This window comes from Nannocystis punicea (assembly GCF_026965555.1).
GTDB classification, from domain to species: domain Bacteria; phylum Myxococcota_A; class Polyangia; order Nannocystales; family Nannocystaceae; genus Nannocystis; species Nannocystis punicea.
Genome location: NZ_CP114040.1, coordinates 7,532,675 through 7,549,057 on the forward strand (window position 1 = coordinate 7,532,675; position 16,383 = coordinate 7,549,057).

10 protein-coding genes and 1 pseudogene are annotated in these 16,383 nt (G+C 72.4%); 6 read left to right on the plus strand and 5 right to left on the minus strand.

Annotated features, from left to right (window positions below; genetic code table 11):
* Positions 1–32: 32 nt before the first annotated feature.
* The 4 genes from O0S08_RS28965 to mfd all read right to left on the minus strand — a co-directional run bounded on the left by O0S08_RS28965 (position 33) and on the right by mfd (position 8,143).
* Positions 33–359, minus strand: a complete 327-nt coding sequence (locus O0S08_RS28965; protein WP_269032577.1) for a hypothetical protein — start codon at positions 357–359, stop codon at positions 33–35.
* Between the two features lie 8 nt (positions 360–367).
* The gene (locus O0S08_RS28970; protein ID WP_269032578.1) at positions 368–769 is read right to left on the minus strand and encodes a ribosomal protein L7/L12; all 402 of its coding nucleotides are present in this window, start codon (positions 767–769) and stop codon (positions 368–370) included.
* The gene (locus tag O0S08_RS28975; protein WP_269041876.1) at positions 766–3,825 is read right to left on the minus strand and encodes a serine/threonine-protein kinase; all 3,060 of its coding nucleotides are present in this window, start codon (positions 3,823–3,825) and stop codon (positions 766–768) included. Before O0S08_RS28975 ends, O0S08_RS28970 begins: the two co-directional genes overlap by 4 nt.
* Before the next feature lie 604 nt (positions 3,826–4,429).
* A complete protein-coding gene (gene mfd, locus O0S08_RS28980; RefSeq protein ID WP_269032579.1) occupies positions 4,430–8,143 on the minus strand; it encodes a transcription-repair coupling factor in 3,714 nt (1,237 codons plus the stop codon).
* Positions 8,144–8,197: 54 nt separating this feature from the next.
* On the opposite strand from mfd, the gene O0S08_RS28985 reads away from it, so the two are divergent.
* The 5 genes and pseudogenes from O0S08_RS28985 to O0S08_RS51335 form a co-directional block, all read left to right on the plus strand.
* Positions 8,198–9,631, plus strand: a complete 1,434-nt coding sequence (locus O0S08_RS28985; RefSeq protein WP_269032580.1) for a hypothetical protein — start codon at positions 8,198–8,200, stop codon at positions 9,629–9,631.
* Between the two features lie 807 nt (positions 9,632–10,438).
* Entirely contained in the window at positions 10,439–11,155 is a 717-nt protein-coding gene (locus O0S08_RS28990; RefSeq protein ID WP_269032581.1) for a helix-turn-helix transcriptional regulator, read from the plus strand.
* An 841-nt stretch (positions 11,156–11,996) separates the two neighbouring features.
* A complete protein-coding gene (locus O0S08_RS28995; protein WP_269032582.1) occupies positions 11,997–12,773 on the plus strand; it encodes an alpha/beta hydrolase in 777 nt (258 codons plus the stop codon).
* 263 nt (positions 12,774–13,036) lie between these two features.
* A complete protein-coding gene (locus tag O0S08_RS29000) occupies positions 13,037–13,333 on the plus strand; it encodes a hypothetical protein (protein WP_269032583.1) in 297 nt (98 codons plus the stop codon).
* 65 nt (positions 13,334–13,398) lie between these two features.
* A pseudogene (locus O0S08_RS51335) lies at positions 13,399–13,464 on the plus strand (hypothetical protein); the annotation flags it as partial.
* 47 nt (positions 13,465–13,511) lie between these two features.
* Here O0S08_RS51335 and O0S08_RS51110 read toward each other — a convergent pair.
* A complete protein-coding gene (locus O0S08_RS51110; protein WP_276082550.1) occupies positions 13,512–13,742 on the minus strand; it encodes a hypothetical protein in 231 nt (76 codons plus the stop codon).
* Positions 13,743–14,423: 681 nt separating this feature from the next.
* Between O0S08_RS51110 and O0S08_RS29010 the strand changes: the two genes are divergently transcribed.
* Positions 14,424–16,349, plus strand: a complete 1,926-nt coding sequence (locus O0S08_RS29010) for a DUF8809 domain-containing protein (RefSeq protein ID WP_269041965.1) — start codon at positions 14,424–14,426, stop codon at positions 16,347–16,349.
* The last annotated feature ends 34 nt before the right edge of the window (positions 16,350–16,383 follow it).

Below are 16,383 nucleotides of genomic sequence, written 5' to 3' on the forward strand. Positions count from 1 at the left end.
ACTATAACCCGCGCCCTGCCCGGGCGAGCGCCTCAATCGCCGCGCCGCTCGCCCGCGCCCGTGTCCGCGTCCGCAGCGGCCTCGACTGTCGGCGGCACGAAGCGCTGCCACACCAGCTGCCCCGGCCGCGTCTCCGAGCGGAACAGGATCCGGCCCATCGCGTCGTGCTGGTAGCGGACGCACAGGCCGCTCGCCGGCGGATCGCGGAACAGCGCCGTCGCCTCGCTGCGTGTCAGCGCCGAAAGATCGTGCACCGCCGTCCTACACGTCTCGCACCGGCGCACCCCGGCGTCGCCCGCGAACGCGTGCCAGTCCTCGTCGCAGGCGAACTTGAGGCGGAGGCTGCGGATCGGCGCCATCTCGCCTCCTAGCGGATCTCGACCTTGGCGCCCAGCTCCTCGAGCGCCATCCGCAGCGCGTGCACCTCGCTGTGGTGGCCGCGCATGACCACGCTCGGCGTCTGGTCGGCCATCACCATCACGTCGGCCAGGCTGAGCTTCGGCACCGCCGCGCGCAGCGCCTTCATCACCTGCACCCGATGCGGCCCGGCCCACACCAGCACGACGTCGAATTCCGGGATCCCCATCTCCACGAACGGGCCGTCGAGCGGCGCGCCCATGATCACGTACTCCGGCCCGGTGTAGACCGGCTCCATCCCCCAGCGGTCCTCGAGCTCGAGGAGCAGCTCCTGCAGCTCGACGGGGCCCAGCCGGCTGAGATATGCGACGACATCTTCCCGCGTGACCGCCACCTCGACCTCCCGCGTCAACCGGCGAAAATCAAGTACGCGAGGACGACCAGCGCCACCCCGCCGATCGCCACCGCCGCGAGCGAGCCGGCCGACATCCGCGGCGGCCAGTCGGGCAGCGTCTCGTCCTCGAGCGGCAGCGGCTGCGACGGCAGGGAGCGCGACGACAGGATCTCGGCCGGCAGCGGCTCGGCGTCGGTCGCCACCACCTCGTGCACCTCGAGCGCCGAGAACACCTCCGACACCGCCGTCTCGCCGAGCGCCTCCGACTCCTCGGCCATCGTCGCGAACGCCTTGACCAGCGACACGTTGGCCCGCTTCGGCGGCTGCGTCACGGGCCGCTCGCGCCGGACAGGTGGCGACTCCTCGAGCTCGACCGCGTCGGCCGCCAGCTCCTCGATCGTGTCGACCTCGTCGACCTCCTCGATCTCGGCGATCTCGAGCGACGAGTCGACCGGCCGCGGGGGCACAGCCTCGCGCGGCGTGTTGATGGGGCGCAGCGTCTCTTCCATCACCGACGCGCTGGTGGCCAGCAAGGTGGCGGTGCGGCCGTCGATCCTCTGCGGCTCGCGCCGGGCGACGGCCGCCGACAGGGCCGCGCGGAACTCCGCGGCGGTGCGGAACCGGTGCTCGCGGTTCCACGTGATCGCGGTGCGGATCACCATCCGGATCGACTCGGGCACGCTGAGCTCGCCGATCAGCCGGTCGGTGTTGCGGATGACGTCCATCGTCAGGTCGCGCTCGTAGAACAGGAACGCGAGCGTCATGCCGAGGCCGTACACGTCGGCGCGCGCGTCGGCCTCGCTGGCCCGCTCCATCATCTCGGGCGCGGCGTAGATGACCGTCCCGAGCCCGCCCGCGGTGCCGCCGGTGGTGTCCTCGGCGCGGACCAGGTCGAAGTCGGTGAGGTACGGCGTGAACTCGTCGGAGACGAGGATGTTGCTCGGCTTGACGTCGCGGTGGAAGATCCCGCGCTCGTGGGCGAACGCCAGCGCGTCGGCCACCGCCAGCAGGATCTGCAGCCGCTTGCTGACCGACAGCCGCCCGCTCATCACCGCGTCGCGCAGGTTGCCGCCCGGCACGAACTGCATGGCGAAGTACTCGTACTCGCCGTCGCTGGCCGAGGGCTCGATGATGCGGACGATGTTGGGGTGCTCGATCTGCGCCATGATCCGCGCCCCGCGGAAGAAGCGCTCGCGCCGCTCGGCGTTGTGCACGTGCTGGCCGTGCAGCACCTTGAGCGCCACCTCGGTGTCGGTCGTCTGATCGAGCGCGCGCCAGACCGTGGCGAAGCCGCCGGCGCCGAGCTGGTCGAGGACCATGAAGCGCTCGTCGAGCACGTCGCCGCGGTGCAGCGGCCGGCCCATGCGCAGCGACCGGCGCAGCGACTTGATCTCCTCGTGGATCTCGCGCGTGTCCTCGCCGAGCGCCTCGAGTCGGGCCTTGCGGGCGCGCGCGGCCTCGATGCGCTGCTCGAGGTCGCGGATGTTGTCGAGGCGGGTGTCGCCGACCGGCACGCCGATCTTCGTGCCGCCGCGGGGCGGGGCCGTCTGCGGCAGGCCGAGGCTGACCACCAGTTGGTCGCACACCTGCTCGAGCACGCGGTCGGCGTCGGCCGCGGTCAGGCGGTCGAGCGGCTGCGACGGGTCGCCGAGCGCGCGGAAGTCGAGCAGGTCGGTGCCCTCGTAGGGCGTCTCGCTGATCATCAGCCACATCACCGGCAGGCCGCGCTCCTGGGCCATCAGCACCAGCGAGTACAGCTCGCCGCCGGGCGCCAGCTCTTCGGCGAGGAAGCGCGGCGAGATCAGCAGGATGACCGCCCGCGCCCGCGCGAACGCCTCGGCCAGCACGTCGATGCGAGACGCCCGCGACGACGAGTCGCCGGCGTTCCAGATCTCGAGCTGCGTGGTGTCGCGGTGCACCCGCAGGTGCTCGCGCAGGTGCTCGTACCACTTCCGGTCGCCGCGGCCGTGGGCGAGGATCACGTGGTCGCCCGGCGGCGCCACCGGCCGCGGCGCGCTGACGTCGGCGCGCCGGAGCCCCGGGGTCTCGGGCTCGCTGGGCGCCTGCGCCACCGCCTCGAACACCGTGAGCAGGCCCGAGCGCTCGACCCGGCCGAACGAGTTGTCGGGCGACGACGCCGCGTAGGCGCCCTCGAACGGCTCGAGCGCCGCGCGCAGCTCGGCGCACGACGCGTAGCGCTGCTCGCGGTCCTTGCACAGGCAACGCTCGATCACCGCGGCCAGCTCGGGCTGCAGCTGCGGCACCCGCTCGACGATCGGCACGTGCGGGAAGTGCAGGATCGCCGTCAGCACCGACGGCACGTCGGGCCCGATGAACACCGGCCCGCCGGCCAGCGCGCGGTAGAGGATCGCCCCGATCGCCCAGATGTCGGTGCGCGGGTCGACGAACGCGGCGCCGCGGGCCTGCTCGGGCGACATGTACTCGGGCGTGCCCATGAACAGGTCGGCCGCGGTGCGCGACTTGCTGCCGGCCGAGGCCGCCGAGAACTTGGAGATCCCGAAGTCGAGCAGCTTGACCAGCACGCGGTCGTCGCCGAGCTCGTGGAGGTAGATGTTCTCCGGCTTGATGTCGCGGTGGACGATGCCGGCGCGGTGCACCGCCTCGAGGCCGATCAGCGCCTGCCGCATCAGGTGCACCGCCAGCTCGGGCTGCAGCTTGCCCTCCTCGAGGATCAGCTTCTCGAGCGAGCGCCCCGACAGCCGCTCGAGCACGATGTAGGGCCCGTGCGCGCTGCTCTTGACGAGGTCGAGGACGTCGCACACGTGCGGGTCGTGGACTCGCCCGGCCGCGGTCGCCTCCCAGAAGAAGCGCGCGAGCACGGCGGGGTCGCTGACGACCTCGGCGCGCAGCGACTTGACCGCGACCTCCTTCTGCGTGTCGATGTTGCGGGCGTCCCACACCAGGCCGAAGCTGCCCTCGCCGATCAGGCGCTTGAGCCGGTACTTCTGGTCGAGCAGCACGACCTCGCCGGAGGTCGGGCAGACCTCGACGTCCTCGGCGTGCAGCTCGGAGCAGTACGGGCACTGCAGCGAGTCGCGCGCGTGCGGGAACATGTGCGTCACGACGTCGAGCCCTCGCGCGGACGAGCGTCACCGAACGCGAGCACTGCGATCCCGGGGCGGGTCGCCCCCACACGCAGCGGGGGCCCGGGTGAGCTCGGCAGCATCGCGGGGGATTGTATACCAACGTGTCCGGCCCCGGGCGCCGTGTGAGGCGCTGCGAGCGCGGCCCGAACCGCCGCCTCGGGGACGGCGACGACGCGAGCTCCTGGCGATCGCAGACCAGGCCATCTCCGCCCTATGCGCAGCCGCAGCCGCCGGGCGCGGGTCCGAGCGCCCATGCGCGCACACGATCCCACCCGCTCGGGGCCCGATAGGGTCACAGCGGCCTCACCGCGTGGACCCGAGGCCCCGCCGGATCCCCCGACTTTGGCGAATAAGGCCAGTCCCGATTGCACATTGTCGGCCGGACGTCCCGACAATCGGCGCTCGCCGAAATGGCATCACCACGCCCGGATCGTCCGATTCGCCGCGACGGCTCGCGCCGCCGGGAATTCGTCCGCGAGCTCGCGGGAGATCGCCGCTCGCGGGGTTCCACCTGCGGCGACGATCCCGGGATCGTCGCCTGCGGCGGCGCCGCGGCTCGCCTGCGGGTGAGCTACCGCTTTTTCGCCGGCGCGACCGGTTTGCTCTCGGCGATCTGCGTCAGCTCGGCCAGCGCCGCGACCGCGACCTTGAGCTGCGTGCGGCGGTCGGGCCCGCGCGCCTCGGGGACCGTCGCGACCACGCGGTCGCCCTGCAGCTTGAACTTGCCGTGGGTGGTCGCGTTCAGCCGGCCGGCTGTCTCTCCGGACAGGGGCGTGTCGGGCCCGAGGCGGACCGCCAGGCGCGTGCCCTTGAGCTCGACCGCGAGCGCGCCGAGGCGGCGGCCGTAGGTCTTGCAGATCATCACCAGGCCGAGGTGCTCCGCCTCGAGCGGCGCCTCGCCGTAGCGGTCGGTGATCTCGCTCATCACGTCCTCGACGGCGTCGCGGTCGCGCGCGGCCGACAGCCGGCGGTACAGGTCGAGGCGCTGGCCGACGTCGCGCACGTACGCCTCGGGCAGGTAGGCCGGGGTGTCGAACGCGATCTCCGGATCGGTCTCCCGCAGGATCGGCTCGCCGCGCAGCTCGGCCACCGCTTCTTGCAGGATCCGGGCGTAGGCGTCGAAGCCGATCGCCTGGATCTGCCCGCTCTGGCGCGCCCCCAGCAGCTCGCCGGCGCCGCGGATCTCGAGGTCGTGGACCGCCACGCCGAAGCCCGAGCCGAGCTCCGCGTGGCGCTGGATCGCCTCGAGCCGGCGGCGCGCCTCGGGCGACAGCCGCTCGAGCGCCTGCACCATCAGGTAGCAGTGGGCGCGCTGCTTGCTGCGGCCGACGCGGCCGCGCAGCTGGTACAGCTGGGCCAGCCCGAACTGCTCGGCGTGGGCGATGAACATCGTGTTGGCGCGCGGGATGTCGAGGCCGCTCTCGATGATCGTCGTCGACACCAGCACGTCGGCGCGGTGCTCGACGAACTCGAGCATGGTGCGCTCGAGCATCTCCTCCGGCATCTGGCCGTGGGCGACGAGGACGCGGGCGTGCGGGACCAGCTCGCGGATCCGGACCGCGTGCTCCTCGATGCCGAGGATCTTCGGCACGACGTAGAACACCTGGCCGCCGCGGGCCAGCTCGCGGGTGATGCCCTCCTCGATCACCGCGTCGCCGATCCGGACGATGGCTGTCCGAACGGCCAGGCGGTCGATCGGCGGGGTGCGGATCATGCTGATCTCGCGCAGGCCGAGCAGCGACATGTGCAGCGTGCGCGGGATCGGCGTGGCCGACATCGTCAGCACGTCGACCTGGGCCTTGAACTTCTTGAACCGCTCCTTCTGGGCCACCCCGAACCGCTGCTCCTCGTCGATGACGAGCAGGCCGAGGTCCTTGAAGCGGACGTCCTTGCCGAGCAGGCGGTGGGTGCCGACCACCACGTCGACCTCGCCGGCGGCGATGCCCTCGATCACGCGCTTCTGCTGGCGGTCGCTGCTGAAGCGGTTCAGCACCTCGACGCGCAGGTCGAACGGCGCCAGGCGCTCGCGGAAGGTGATGCCGTGCTGCTGCACGAGCACCGTCGTCGGCGCCAGCACCGCGACCTGCCTGCCGTTCTGGGCCACGCGGAAGGCCGCCCGCAGCGCGACCTCGGTCTTGCCGAAGCCGACGTCGCCGCAGATCAGGCGGTCCATCGGGCGCGCGCGGCCGAGGTCGCCCTGGACCGCGTCGATCGCGGTCTCCTGGTCGGGCGTCTCCTGGAACGGGAAGCTGTCGGCGAACGACTGGTCGTACTCGTCGGGGCCGGGGAACGCGGTGCCGGGGGTCGACTCGCGCTGGGCGTAGATCTGCAGCAGCTCCTCGGCCATCTGCCGCACCTCGGTCTTGACCTTGTTGGCCTTGACCAGGAAGGTGCTGCCGCCCATCTTGTCGAGCTTCGGCGGCTTGCCCTCGGCGGCCACGTAGCGCTCGATCTCCGACAGGCGGTAGACCGGCAGGTACAGCTTGTCGCCGCCCGCGTACTCGAGCTGCACGTAGTCGCCGGGCGCCCCGCCCAGCTGCAGCTGCACCAGCCCCGCGTAGCGGCCGACGCCGTGCTGCAGGTGCACCACGTAGTCGCCGACCCCGAGCTGCGACAGGCTCGACAGCCCGGTGCGCCGCCGCGACTGGGCCCGCCGCGTCGACTTGCCGAACAGGTCGAACTCCGACAGCACCAGGAGGCGCGCGGCCGGGTAGTCGAAGCCCTCGCTGAGCTCGCCGACGGCGACCTGCACCCGCGTGCCCGTCGTCGGCGCCCGCAGCTCGATCGGCGCCTGCTCCGGCGAGAGCGCCTCCGGGGCGAGCCCGTGGCCGCGCAGCGCCCCGATCAGGCGGTCGACCTGGGCCCGCCCGGGCACCACCAGCAGCACCGTCCACGGCAGCAGCTCGCCGAGGTCGCCGGCGGCCGTCGGCGTCTCGGCCTGCAGCGCCCGGATCTGGTCGACCAGCGGGCGCATCGCCTCGCCGCTGCGGTCGGCCCGCGACGCCTCGAGCGCGGTCCGCAGCGGCTTGTTCGAGCCGACCTGCAGCCACACCGCCGGCCGCTCCTCGGCTGCCTTTTTGGACATGCCCTTGGGGGCATGCTCCTTCGGACCTGCATCTTCGGGCCTGTCCCCTGATTCAGGAGACTCCGCCGCCTCGCCCTCGACCAGCAGCCGCGACAGCACCACCGGGGCGGCGCGCAGGCGGCGGCCGAGGTCGGCGTCGGGGACGAAGAACTGCTCGGGCGGGGCGACCACGCCGCGCTCGGCCTGGGCGCGGCCGTACTGCTCCGCGGCCTCCTGGGCCTGCTCCTCGGCGACCTGCAGCAGCGCGTCGGGCTCCTCGATGACCCACCGGGTGCCGCGCGGCAGGTAGTCCCACAGCGGCGCCATCGCGTCGTGGAAGATCGGGGTCAGCGCCTCGACGCCGAAGAACTCGAGGCCCTGCTCGAGGTTGTCGACGATCTGCCGGCTCTTGCTCGACGGCGCCAGGGCGGCGTCGGCCAGCGCCAGCACCCGCGCGCGCAGCGAGGCCGCGGTGGTGGCGACCGTCTCCCGCACCGGGTGGATCGAGACCGAGGTGACCGGCCGCAGGCTGCGCTGCGACTCGGGGTCGAACAGGCGCAGGCGCTCGATCAGGTCGTCGTCGAACTCGACCCGCGTCGGGAAGCGCGAGCAGCCGACGAACAGGTCGATCACGCCGCCGCGCACCGCGTAGGTGCCCGGGTCCTCGACCACGTCGACGCGGGTGTAGCCGGCCCGCTGCAGCGCCGCGATCGCGGCCTCGCGCGGCAGCTCGTCGCCCTCGCCCCAGCGCGTGCACAACTCCTGGAACTGCGGCGGCGGGATCACCCGCCGGCGCAGCGAACGGACGCTGGCGACGATCAGCTTCGGCGGCTCGCTGTGCCGATCGACCAGGCGGTACAGCGCCGCCAGCCGCAGCGCCATGGTCCGCGGGTCGGCCGCGGCGTCGGCGTACGGTGAGGTGTCGATCTCGGGGACCACCAGCACCGGCCCGTCGCTCGCGTCCCGCAGCGGGGCACCGAGGAAGAACGCCGCGTCGCCCGCCAGCGCCCGCGCGCTCGCCTCGTCCGGGGCCACGGTGAACACCGGCGCCTCGACCCGACTGGCCGCCATCGCCAGCGCGTAGCCGCGGAAGCCGCCGACCGCGCCGACGAGCCGCACGTCGCTGCCCTCGCGCAGCGCCGTGAGCACGCGCTCCAGCGGATCGCCAGGGACGACAGGACCCCCGCGCAGCGGGGCGTTGGAGACAGGACGACCGGGCACGACGGAACCGCGGGAGGGTAGCGGCGCCGCCCCGCCCCCGCTACCCTGCTCGTCGTGTTGCGTCGCACTGCCCCGCGAACCCGCCGTGAGTCTGCGCCGCCGTCACACCGCGAGGACGCGAGCCCGTCCCTGCCCCGTCACCGGCCCGCGACCGACCTCATCCGCGACCCGACGCGGCTCGCCGCCCTGGCGCTGATGGCCGGCCTGGCCTGCGGTCACGGCGCGCCCAGCGGCCCGGCGGTGGCCGCCGACCCGGAGACGACCAGTCCTTCAGGACATGCCCCTTCGGCCAGCCCCACGGCGCCCGCCGGCGGGGTGTCGCAGCCGCGGGCCGAGGCGATCACCAAGAAGATCATGGAGGCGGTGGCCGCCGCCCGCGGCCTGCCGATCACCGGCGGCGTGGCGGTCGAGGTGCTGAGCCGCGGCGACGTGCGCAGCTTCGCCGAGAAGTCGATGTACGAGCACCACAGCCGCGAGGAGATCCGGCTGTTCACCCGCATCGAGGCCAGCCTCGGGGTGCTGCCGCCCGGGGCCGACGGCGAGCAGATCCTGCTCGACATGCTCGAGCTCGGGGTGATGGGGATCTACGAGCCGAAGAAGAAGGCGATGCTGATCGGCACCCACGTCAGCGAGTCGCAGCTCGACATGGTGGTGGGCCACGAGATCGCACATGGCCTCCAGGACATGCACTTCGACCTGCTGCGCCTGCAGAAGCCGATCCCCGGCGACTCCGACGCGGAGACCGCCCGCACGTTCCTGGTCGAGGGCGACGCGCAGGCGGCCTACCTGGCCTGGGTCTCCGGCCCCACCGGCCTGGCTGCGATCCCCCCCGAGGTCCTGGCCACCGTCGGCGACCAGGCGCTCAGCCTGTCGTCGATGCTCGACCACCCGATCCTCAACCGCTCGCTGCAACTGCCCTACGCCGACGGCGCAGCCACGGTGGCGGCGCTGGTGCGCGCGAACGGCTGGGCCGCAGTCGACGCGCTCTACCGCGACCTGCCGACCACCAGCGAGCAGATGCTCCACGTGGAGAAGCTGATCGCCCGCGAGCCGGCCGTGCCGGTCAAGTCGGAGCCGAAGGCGCTGGCCGCCGCCCTGCCCGAACACGCGCTGGTCTGGCAAGACACTCTCGGCGAGGCGACGCTCCTGTGCATGCTGGCCGACTCGGTGCCGACCAGCGACGCCCGCGCCGCTGCCGCCGGCTGGGGCGGCGACCGCCTGCTGGTATTCGACCGCAAGGCGAGCCCCGACGTGTCGCCGCTGGTGATCGGGATGATCGCCTGGGACTCCGAGGCCGACGCCCGCGAGTTCGAGGCGGCCTTCACAAAATACCTGATGGAGAAGATGCCGACGACGTCGCTGGTCCGCCGCCGCGCCGACCGGGTGCTGTTCGCCACCGGGATCCCGCAAGGCCTCGGCGGTGCGCTCGACCCCGCGGCCTGGAACGCGTTCCCGCCGGCAGCCCGCGCGAAGGGACAGGGCGCTTAGAGCATGTGCCTCGGAGCATGTGCCTCGGGGCATGTGCTTCGGGGCATGTGCTTTGGAGCATGTGCTTGATAGCGCGTGCGCTCGTATCGTGTCCGGCGGGCGATTGCCACGCGACGATCACGGCCGCGCGAGGGCGATCGCACGCCGCGAGCGGGCCCCGGATCGATGCGCGGCGAGGGTCGCGGGGCCGGTGTCCGGGACGCCCTGTCCCCTCAGACAGTTGCTCGGACGTCGTGGCGGCTGGCGCGCTTCGAGGCTGCAATTGCCTCGTCCTGCGCAAACTCGGTTCCAGGGCGTCCCGGCCCCCGTCCTTCGGGAGCTCTCTTTGGGCGGTGACGGTCGGCTCCGCCGAGATCCGGGGCCCGCTCGCGCCTGAACCTCGGCCGTCCACCCGCGCGAAACGGCCGCACAAAAGCCAGGGGGGGCGAGGTGCATCCGCCGTGCGAGTTCTGGATGGCCATGAAGACATGTTTCTTCGGACACTCGGCCACAAGAACCGCACGCTGCGATCGCAGCCCAGAATCGATGCGCTGCGAAGTCGCTAGGGCCGCGTCCGTGATATCTGTCTCTTCAAACACGTTCCGGGGCGAACGGGCGCTTCGAGACGAGAAGTGCATCGTTCTGCGCAGCTCAGGGCCAGTCGCCCTCCTCCGGGAGCTCTCTTCTGGCGCTGACGGTCGGCACCGCCGAGATTTGGGCCGGGTCGCGGCCGAACTTCGGCCGTCCAGCGCGCAAGACGGGCTACAGGGCAACCTCTGGCCGCGCCGACCTCGACAGGCCCGCGGTGGACCTGCGATGGTGCCGACGATGGACAGGACCCTGCGGCTCTTCGCGGTGATGGATGCACTTCGCCGGCACCGGCATCCGGTCACTGCGGCGCAACTGGCGGAGGAGCAAGGAGTGTCGGTGCGGACGCTCTACCGCGACGTGCAGACGCTGATCGGCCTCGGCGCGCCGATCGACGGCGAGGCCGGCGTCGGCTACGTCTTGCGCCCCGGCTTCTTCCTGCCGCCGCTGATGTTCACGGCCGACGAGCTCGAAGCGCTGGTGCTCGGCGCGCGATGGGTCGGGGCGCAGGCCGACGAGGGGCTCGCCAGCGCCGCCGCGAACGCGCTGGCCAAGATCGCCACCGCCTCGCCCGACGACCTCCGCGGCCGGATGGACGACCTCGGACTGTGGCCCGTCGTCCTGAGCGGCTCGGCCGCGCCGGTGCCGGTGCTGGGGCTCGTGCGTCAGGCGATGCGGCAAGAGCGAGCGCTGGCCCTGCGCTACGACGACGAATCCGGGCGCACCAGCGAGCGCGACATCTGGCCGGTGCAGATCGCCTATTACGAGGGCAAACAAGTCATCGCCGCCTGGTGCTGCCTCCGCGCCGCCTTCCGCCACTTCCGCACCGACCGGATCGCCGCCCTCGCCCTCACCGAACGCCCCTACGGGAAGCCACGCCGAACCCTCGGCAACGAGTGGTACGTCGCCTGGGAGCACGAGCGCCGCGAGCGCTACGGCGACGAACCCATTCCGTGAGACCCCCGCTCGAGCTCCGGAAGCCCGGGGGCGGGGCGCTCTGGCCCCGAGTTGCGCAGGACGAGGCAATTGCTGCCTCGAAGTACCCCGTTCGTCACGAAGTCCGAGAACCTGTCTGAAGGGACAGGGCGCCCCGGACACCGGCCCCGCGACCCTCGCCGCGCATCCATCCGGGGCGCGCTCGCGGCGTACGATCGCCTCCGCCTGCCCCACCACGGCATGTCCTCCAAGACATGTCTCCATGGACATCCATGATTTTACGCACCCGAATGCATCGCTACCGCGATGACGCCTTCGCGTGCCCATCTCGCGCGAGTGGACGGTCGAGTTTCAGCCGCGAGCGGGCCCCGGCTCTCGGCGCAGCCGACCGTCACCGCCCCAAGAGAGCTCCCGGACGACGGGGGCCGGGGCGCTCTTTCCCTGAGTTGCGCAGGACGAGGCAATTGCTGCCTCGAAGCACCCCGTTCGTCACGAAGTCCGAGCACCTGTCTGAAGGGACAGGGCGCCCCGGACACCGGCCCCGCGACCTCGCCGCGCATCCATCCGGGGCGCGCTCGCGGCGTGCGATCGCCCTCGCGCCGCCGACCCATGCATGTCCTCCAGGACATGTCTGTCCACGACTCCGGACGCCGGCGGGCCCCTCGCCCCGGGATGGCTCCAGACCTGCAGATCCGGAGGTATGGCCCCGATCCGGCCGCCGCGCACGCGGTACGAGCCGCGCGATCACCGACCTCGCGTTGCTGCCCTCGCTGCGGCCCCCAGTTCAGGGCGTGAGCAAAGACGGGGGCCGAACCGCGTGCCGAGTGCCGCCATCCGCCTATGCCACTCTTCAAGGAGAGTCATGGCCACCCACGTCATCTACAAGCTCGGCCCGTTCGGCCTGCCCAAGTTCGCCGGCGAGCGGCACGTCCGCGTGTATCTCCCGACCGAGCGGACCGAAGGCGCGCCGCTGCCGGTGCTCTACATCTTCGACGGGCAGAACATCTTCCACGACGACCCCTCGATGGCGGGAGGTTGGTACCTGCACCACGCCGCCCACGACCTGCACGCCGTCGGCAAACCGGCGCCCGTGATCGTCGGCATCGATCACGGCGGCGTCGATCGGATCCACGAATTGTCGCCTTTCGCGTGGGAGGACAGCCGTGGCGAGGCGGACCACCTGATCGACTGGGTGACCGACGAGCTGGCGCCGCGGATCCAGCGCGAGTTCACGGTTCGCGGCGACGTCGCCGGGACCGCGATCGGAGGCTCGTCGATGGGCGGGCTCGCCGCCCTCTACGCCCATTTCCGCCGCCCCGACGTGTTCGGCGCCGCCCTGTGCATGTCTCCCTCGCTATGGGCCGCCGACCGCCGGATCTACGCCAGGCTCGCCGAGTTCCCGCGCCCCACGACCTCGCGGATCTACGTCGACGCCGGCGCTCACGAGGGCGACATGCTGTCCGACGCCGAACGCCTCGTCGCGCAGCTCAAGGGCGCCGGCTACGGCGACGACGACCTCATGTGGCGCCCCGATCCGTACGGCGCGCACTCCGAATTGCACTGGCGCAAGCGCGCCCCCGAGGCCCTCGAGTGGCTGTTCTCCGAGCGCGCCGACGCCGACGCGCGCACCGCCGCCTGAGCCGCCGCCGGGCGGCTTCACGATCACTACACGACCGAACGAACATGTCTCAAAGAACATCTTCGTTCGACTTGACTCGTGGTCAAAGGCGATCGCTACGCTTCGGCGGCCGTTCGCGCGCCTGGCCGTAGAACGGGCCGGACCTCGAAGCCGCCAGGACACCGAGGCTCGAATCTTCGGTCGCCTGCTTGCGGCGTTCGCTGCGTCTCGTACCCCTGATCCGTCCCGGCATTGGGCCGGGCCGACGGACAGGAGATGATGGAATGTTGACGTTCAGCGCATTCGTAGGGGTTCAGTGCGCCCTCTTCGGCTTCGGGCTCATGGCGACGGCGGCGCCCGAAGAAACGCCTCCTCGACAGGAAGACGCCCAGGTAGAGGAGGAAGACCTCGATCTCACCGACGAGGCTTCGCCGGCGGCGACGAGCTGTGACACCGATTGCCAGGACAAGTGTACGTATGACATTTGCGAGCCCTTCGGTTGCATGTTCACGAACCCCGCCTGCCTCGAAGTTTGCGAGATCGAGAAGGCCCTCGCGTGCGCCACGGAAAGCGGCGGATAGTCGTGACGTGAAGTGAAGTGACGGCGCGCGCAGGCCGATGGGCCGACACCCGGACGGTCGGCGTCGTGCTCGTCCACCCGCGTCACGCGGAGGTCAGGCCGCTGCTGCTGATCCACGGCTGGCCTGGGTCCGTCCGCGAGTATCTGCCCATGATCGACGCCCTCAACGATCCCGTAGCTCACGGCGGTCGGCCGAGGATGCCTTTCACGTCGTCCTGCCCCCGGTGCGGGCTTCGGCTTCTCGGGCCGACGCGGGACAGGGGTTGGAGTCCGGAGCTCGGCGCGCGGGCTTCGTCCGGCTCATGATCGAGCCCGGCCATGGTCGCTTCGACGTCCACGGCAACGACTTCGGCTCGATCGTCGGCCGCGAGATCGCCCTCGCCGCGCCCGAGCGGCTCATCGGCGCCCACCCGCGCGGGGGAGCAGCCCCGGCACGACCCGCGCGCCGATGGGCGTCTCGGTGTTCCGCTCCGACTTTTCGCTCGACCCGCCGGTTCGCCGAGCGCTACCCACGAGCGCATCGTCTTCTGGTCCGAGCACGACCGCGGCGGTCACCTTGCCTCGCTCGAGGTCCCCAGTTGCTCCTCGCCGACCTGCGCGCCTTCTTCGCCGCGCTGCGCCGAGGGCCCGGCTCCCGGACCGGGGCGTTCGGGAGCGCGCCGGCGGGGCCGCCGCAGCGGGCTTTCACGGCCTTCTCGGCCCTGGGCCCTCGCCGAGCCCGGCGGGCGCGGCTAGAATCGGTCCCACGTGCCGACCTCCCGCCGCGCCTCCGGGATCGCCCCGCCCCGCTCGCCCGCGCGCGGGTCCTCCCGGCAGGTGTCTGTTGGGCCAGGTCCCTCGAGACATGTCCTGACGCGCATCCTACCCGCCGTCCGGTCGACCGCGCGGCGCGTCGCCGGCTCGCCGGCGGACGTGTCCGGTGCACCAGGGCCTTTGCGACATGTCCTGATGCACAGCCGGGTGTATCGCTCGGAGGAGTTCGAGCTGCAGGCCGCTGCCCGCGTCGCGTCCACGGCCGCAGCGCTCGGCCGCGAGTGCGCGCCTCGCCGCGCCGCCTCCGGAGGTGTCCGATGAGCCAGGTCCCTCGCGACATGTCCGAACGCGCAAGCGCGGCCGCGCCGCGCGTCACCCGCCTGGTCCGGGCCGCCTGCCGGCGCGAGCGGATCGCCGACGCCGCGGCCCTCCTGACCCGCATCGCCTTGCCGCTCGGCTGCGCCCTCGCGGCGGTCGGCGTCGTCGCTACCCGCAGGCTCGACGCGCCCGCCTGGCTCGGCTGGCTCGGCCTCGCCCCGGTGGTCGTCGTGCTCGTCTACGCCGCAGCCCGGCCGGCCCGGCCGCGTCGGGTCGCGCGGCGGATCGACGCCCACTACGGCCTCTACGACCTGATCGGCAACGCCCTCGAGTTCGCCGGCAGCTCGGCCGCCGCCGCGCCCGAGGCCGCCGATCTGATGGCGCTGCACGTCGCCGACGCCGAGGCCGCCGCGCCGGCGATCGACCCCCGCCCGGTCGTGCCGCTGCGCCCGCCCGGGCTGCGCCTGCACGACTTCGCCGCGGTCGCGCTGCTGGCTCTGGCGATGCTGGTCCCCCGGCCGCCGCCGCCGGTGGTCGACGAGGATGTCCCTCCGGACATGCCCGAAGAGGCAGCCAAGGCCGCGGCCAAGAAGCCGCCGACCGACCGCGCCTTGGCCGAGCCGCTGCGCGAGGACCTGCGCGCGCTCAAGGAGGGCGAGGACCGGGCCGCCGCGCTGGCCGAGCGGATGCTGCAGATCCTCGACGCCTACGGGCGCGGCGAGCTCGACCGCGAGGCCGCCTACGCCCAGCTCGAGGAGCTCGACAAGTCGCTCGCCGAGGCCGAGGCCGACCTCGAGGCGCGCATGGAAGAGGACCCGGCGGTGCTGGCCGAGGGCGTGCGCCAGCTGGCCGAGGCGCTCAAGCAGGAGGAGATCACGCAGGACGCCGCGGAGGCGCTCGCGCGCGGCGACGGCGACGAGGCCGAGAAGGCGCTGGCCGACGCGGAGGCCGCGGCCGAGGCGAGCGACGAGGCCGAGCGCTCGATGCAGCGGGCCATGCAGCAGGCCGAGAAGTCGCTCGGCAAGGCGGCCGGCGAGAACACCGACACCGCGTCGCAGCTGGCCGAGGCCGAGCGCCGGCTCAAGCGCCAGCAGGAGCAGCCCGCCGCCGACCCCGAGGAGCAGGAGCGCCGGCTCAAGAAGCAGCAGCAGAAGGTCGAGGAGCTGCGCCGCCAGCACGAGCGCGAGAAGGCCGCCCAGCGCAAGCTCGACGAGCTGCGCCGCCAGGCCAACGACGCCCAGAAGGGCCGGCAGGGCTCGCAGCAGAAGAAGCGCGCGCTGGAGCAGCTGCGCCGCGGGGCCGGCGACGCCGCGCGCAAGGCCTCGCAGTCGCGCCGGCTCGGCCAGGCCCGCGACGACCTCGAGGAGGCCAAGAGCTTCATGCGCCGCGCCGGCCAGGGCGGCGAGCAGGACGACAAGCGCAAGCAGCAGATGCAGAAGTTCGCCAAGGCCGCCAAGGGCAAGCGCGGCGACAAGAAGGACGGCCCGACCCTGCTGGTCGAGGGCGACCTCGGCGACGGCGAGCCGTCGATGCAGATGGAGGGCGACTCCGGCGGCGACCCGCAGGACAGCGGCGACGGCGGCGACCCGCAGGACAGCGGCGACTCCGGCGGCGACGGCCAGGACAGCTCGGGCCAGGACTCCGCCGGCGACGGCCAGGCCCAGGGCGACGGCATCGGCCAGGGCTCGGCCGAGGCGCTCGGCGACCCCACCGGCCTCAAGGTCAAGCCCAAGGACGTCCGCGTCGACCCCAAGCAGGGCAAGGGCACCACCAAGGCCGAGATCATCAAGACCGCCAGCCAGGAAGGCTTCGCCTCCGCGCCCTACCGCGACATGTACCGCGACTACAAGTCGTTCGCCCAGAGCACCCTCGACAGCGAGGCCCTGCCCGCCGAGCAGCGCCGCCGCATCAAGCGCTACTTCCAGATGATCCAGCCGCGCAAGTGAAGCGGCGGCATGACTGAAAGAGCATGTCCCATGC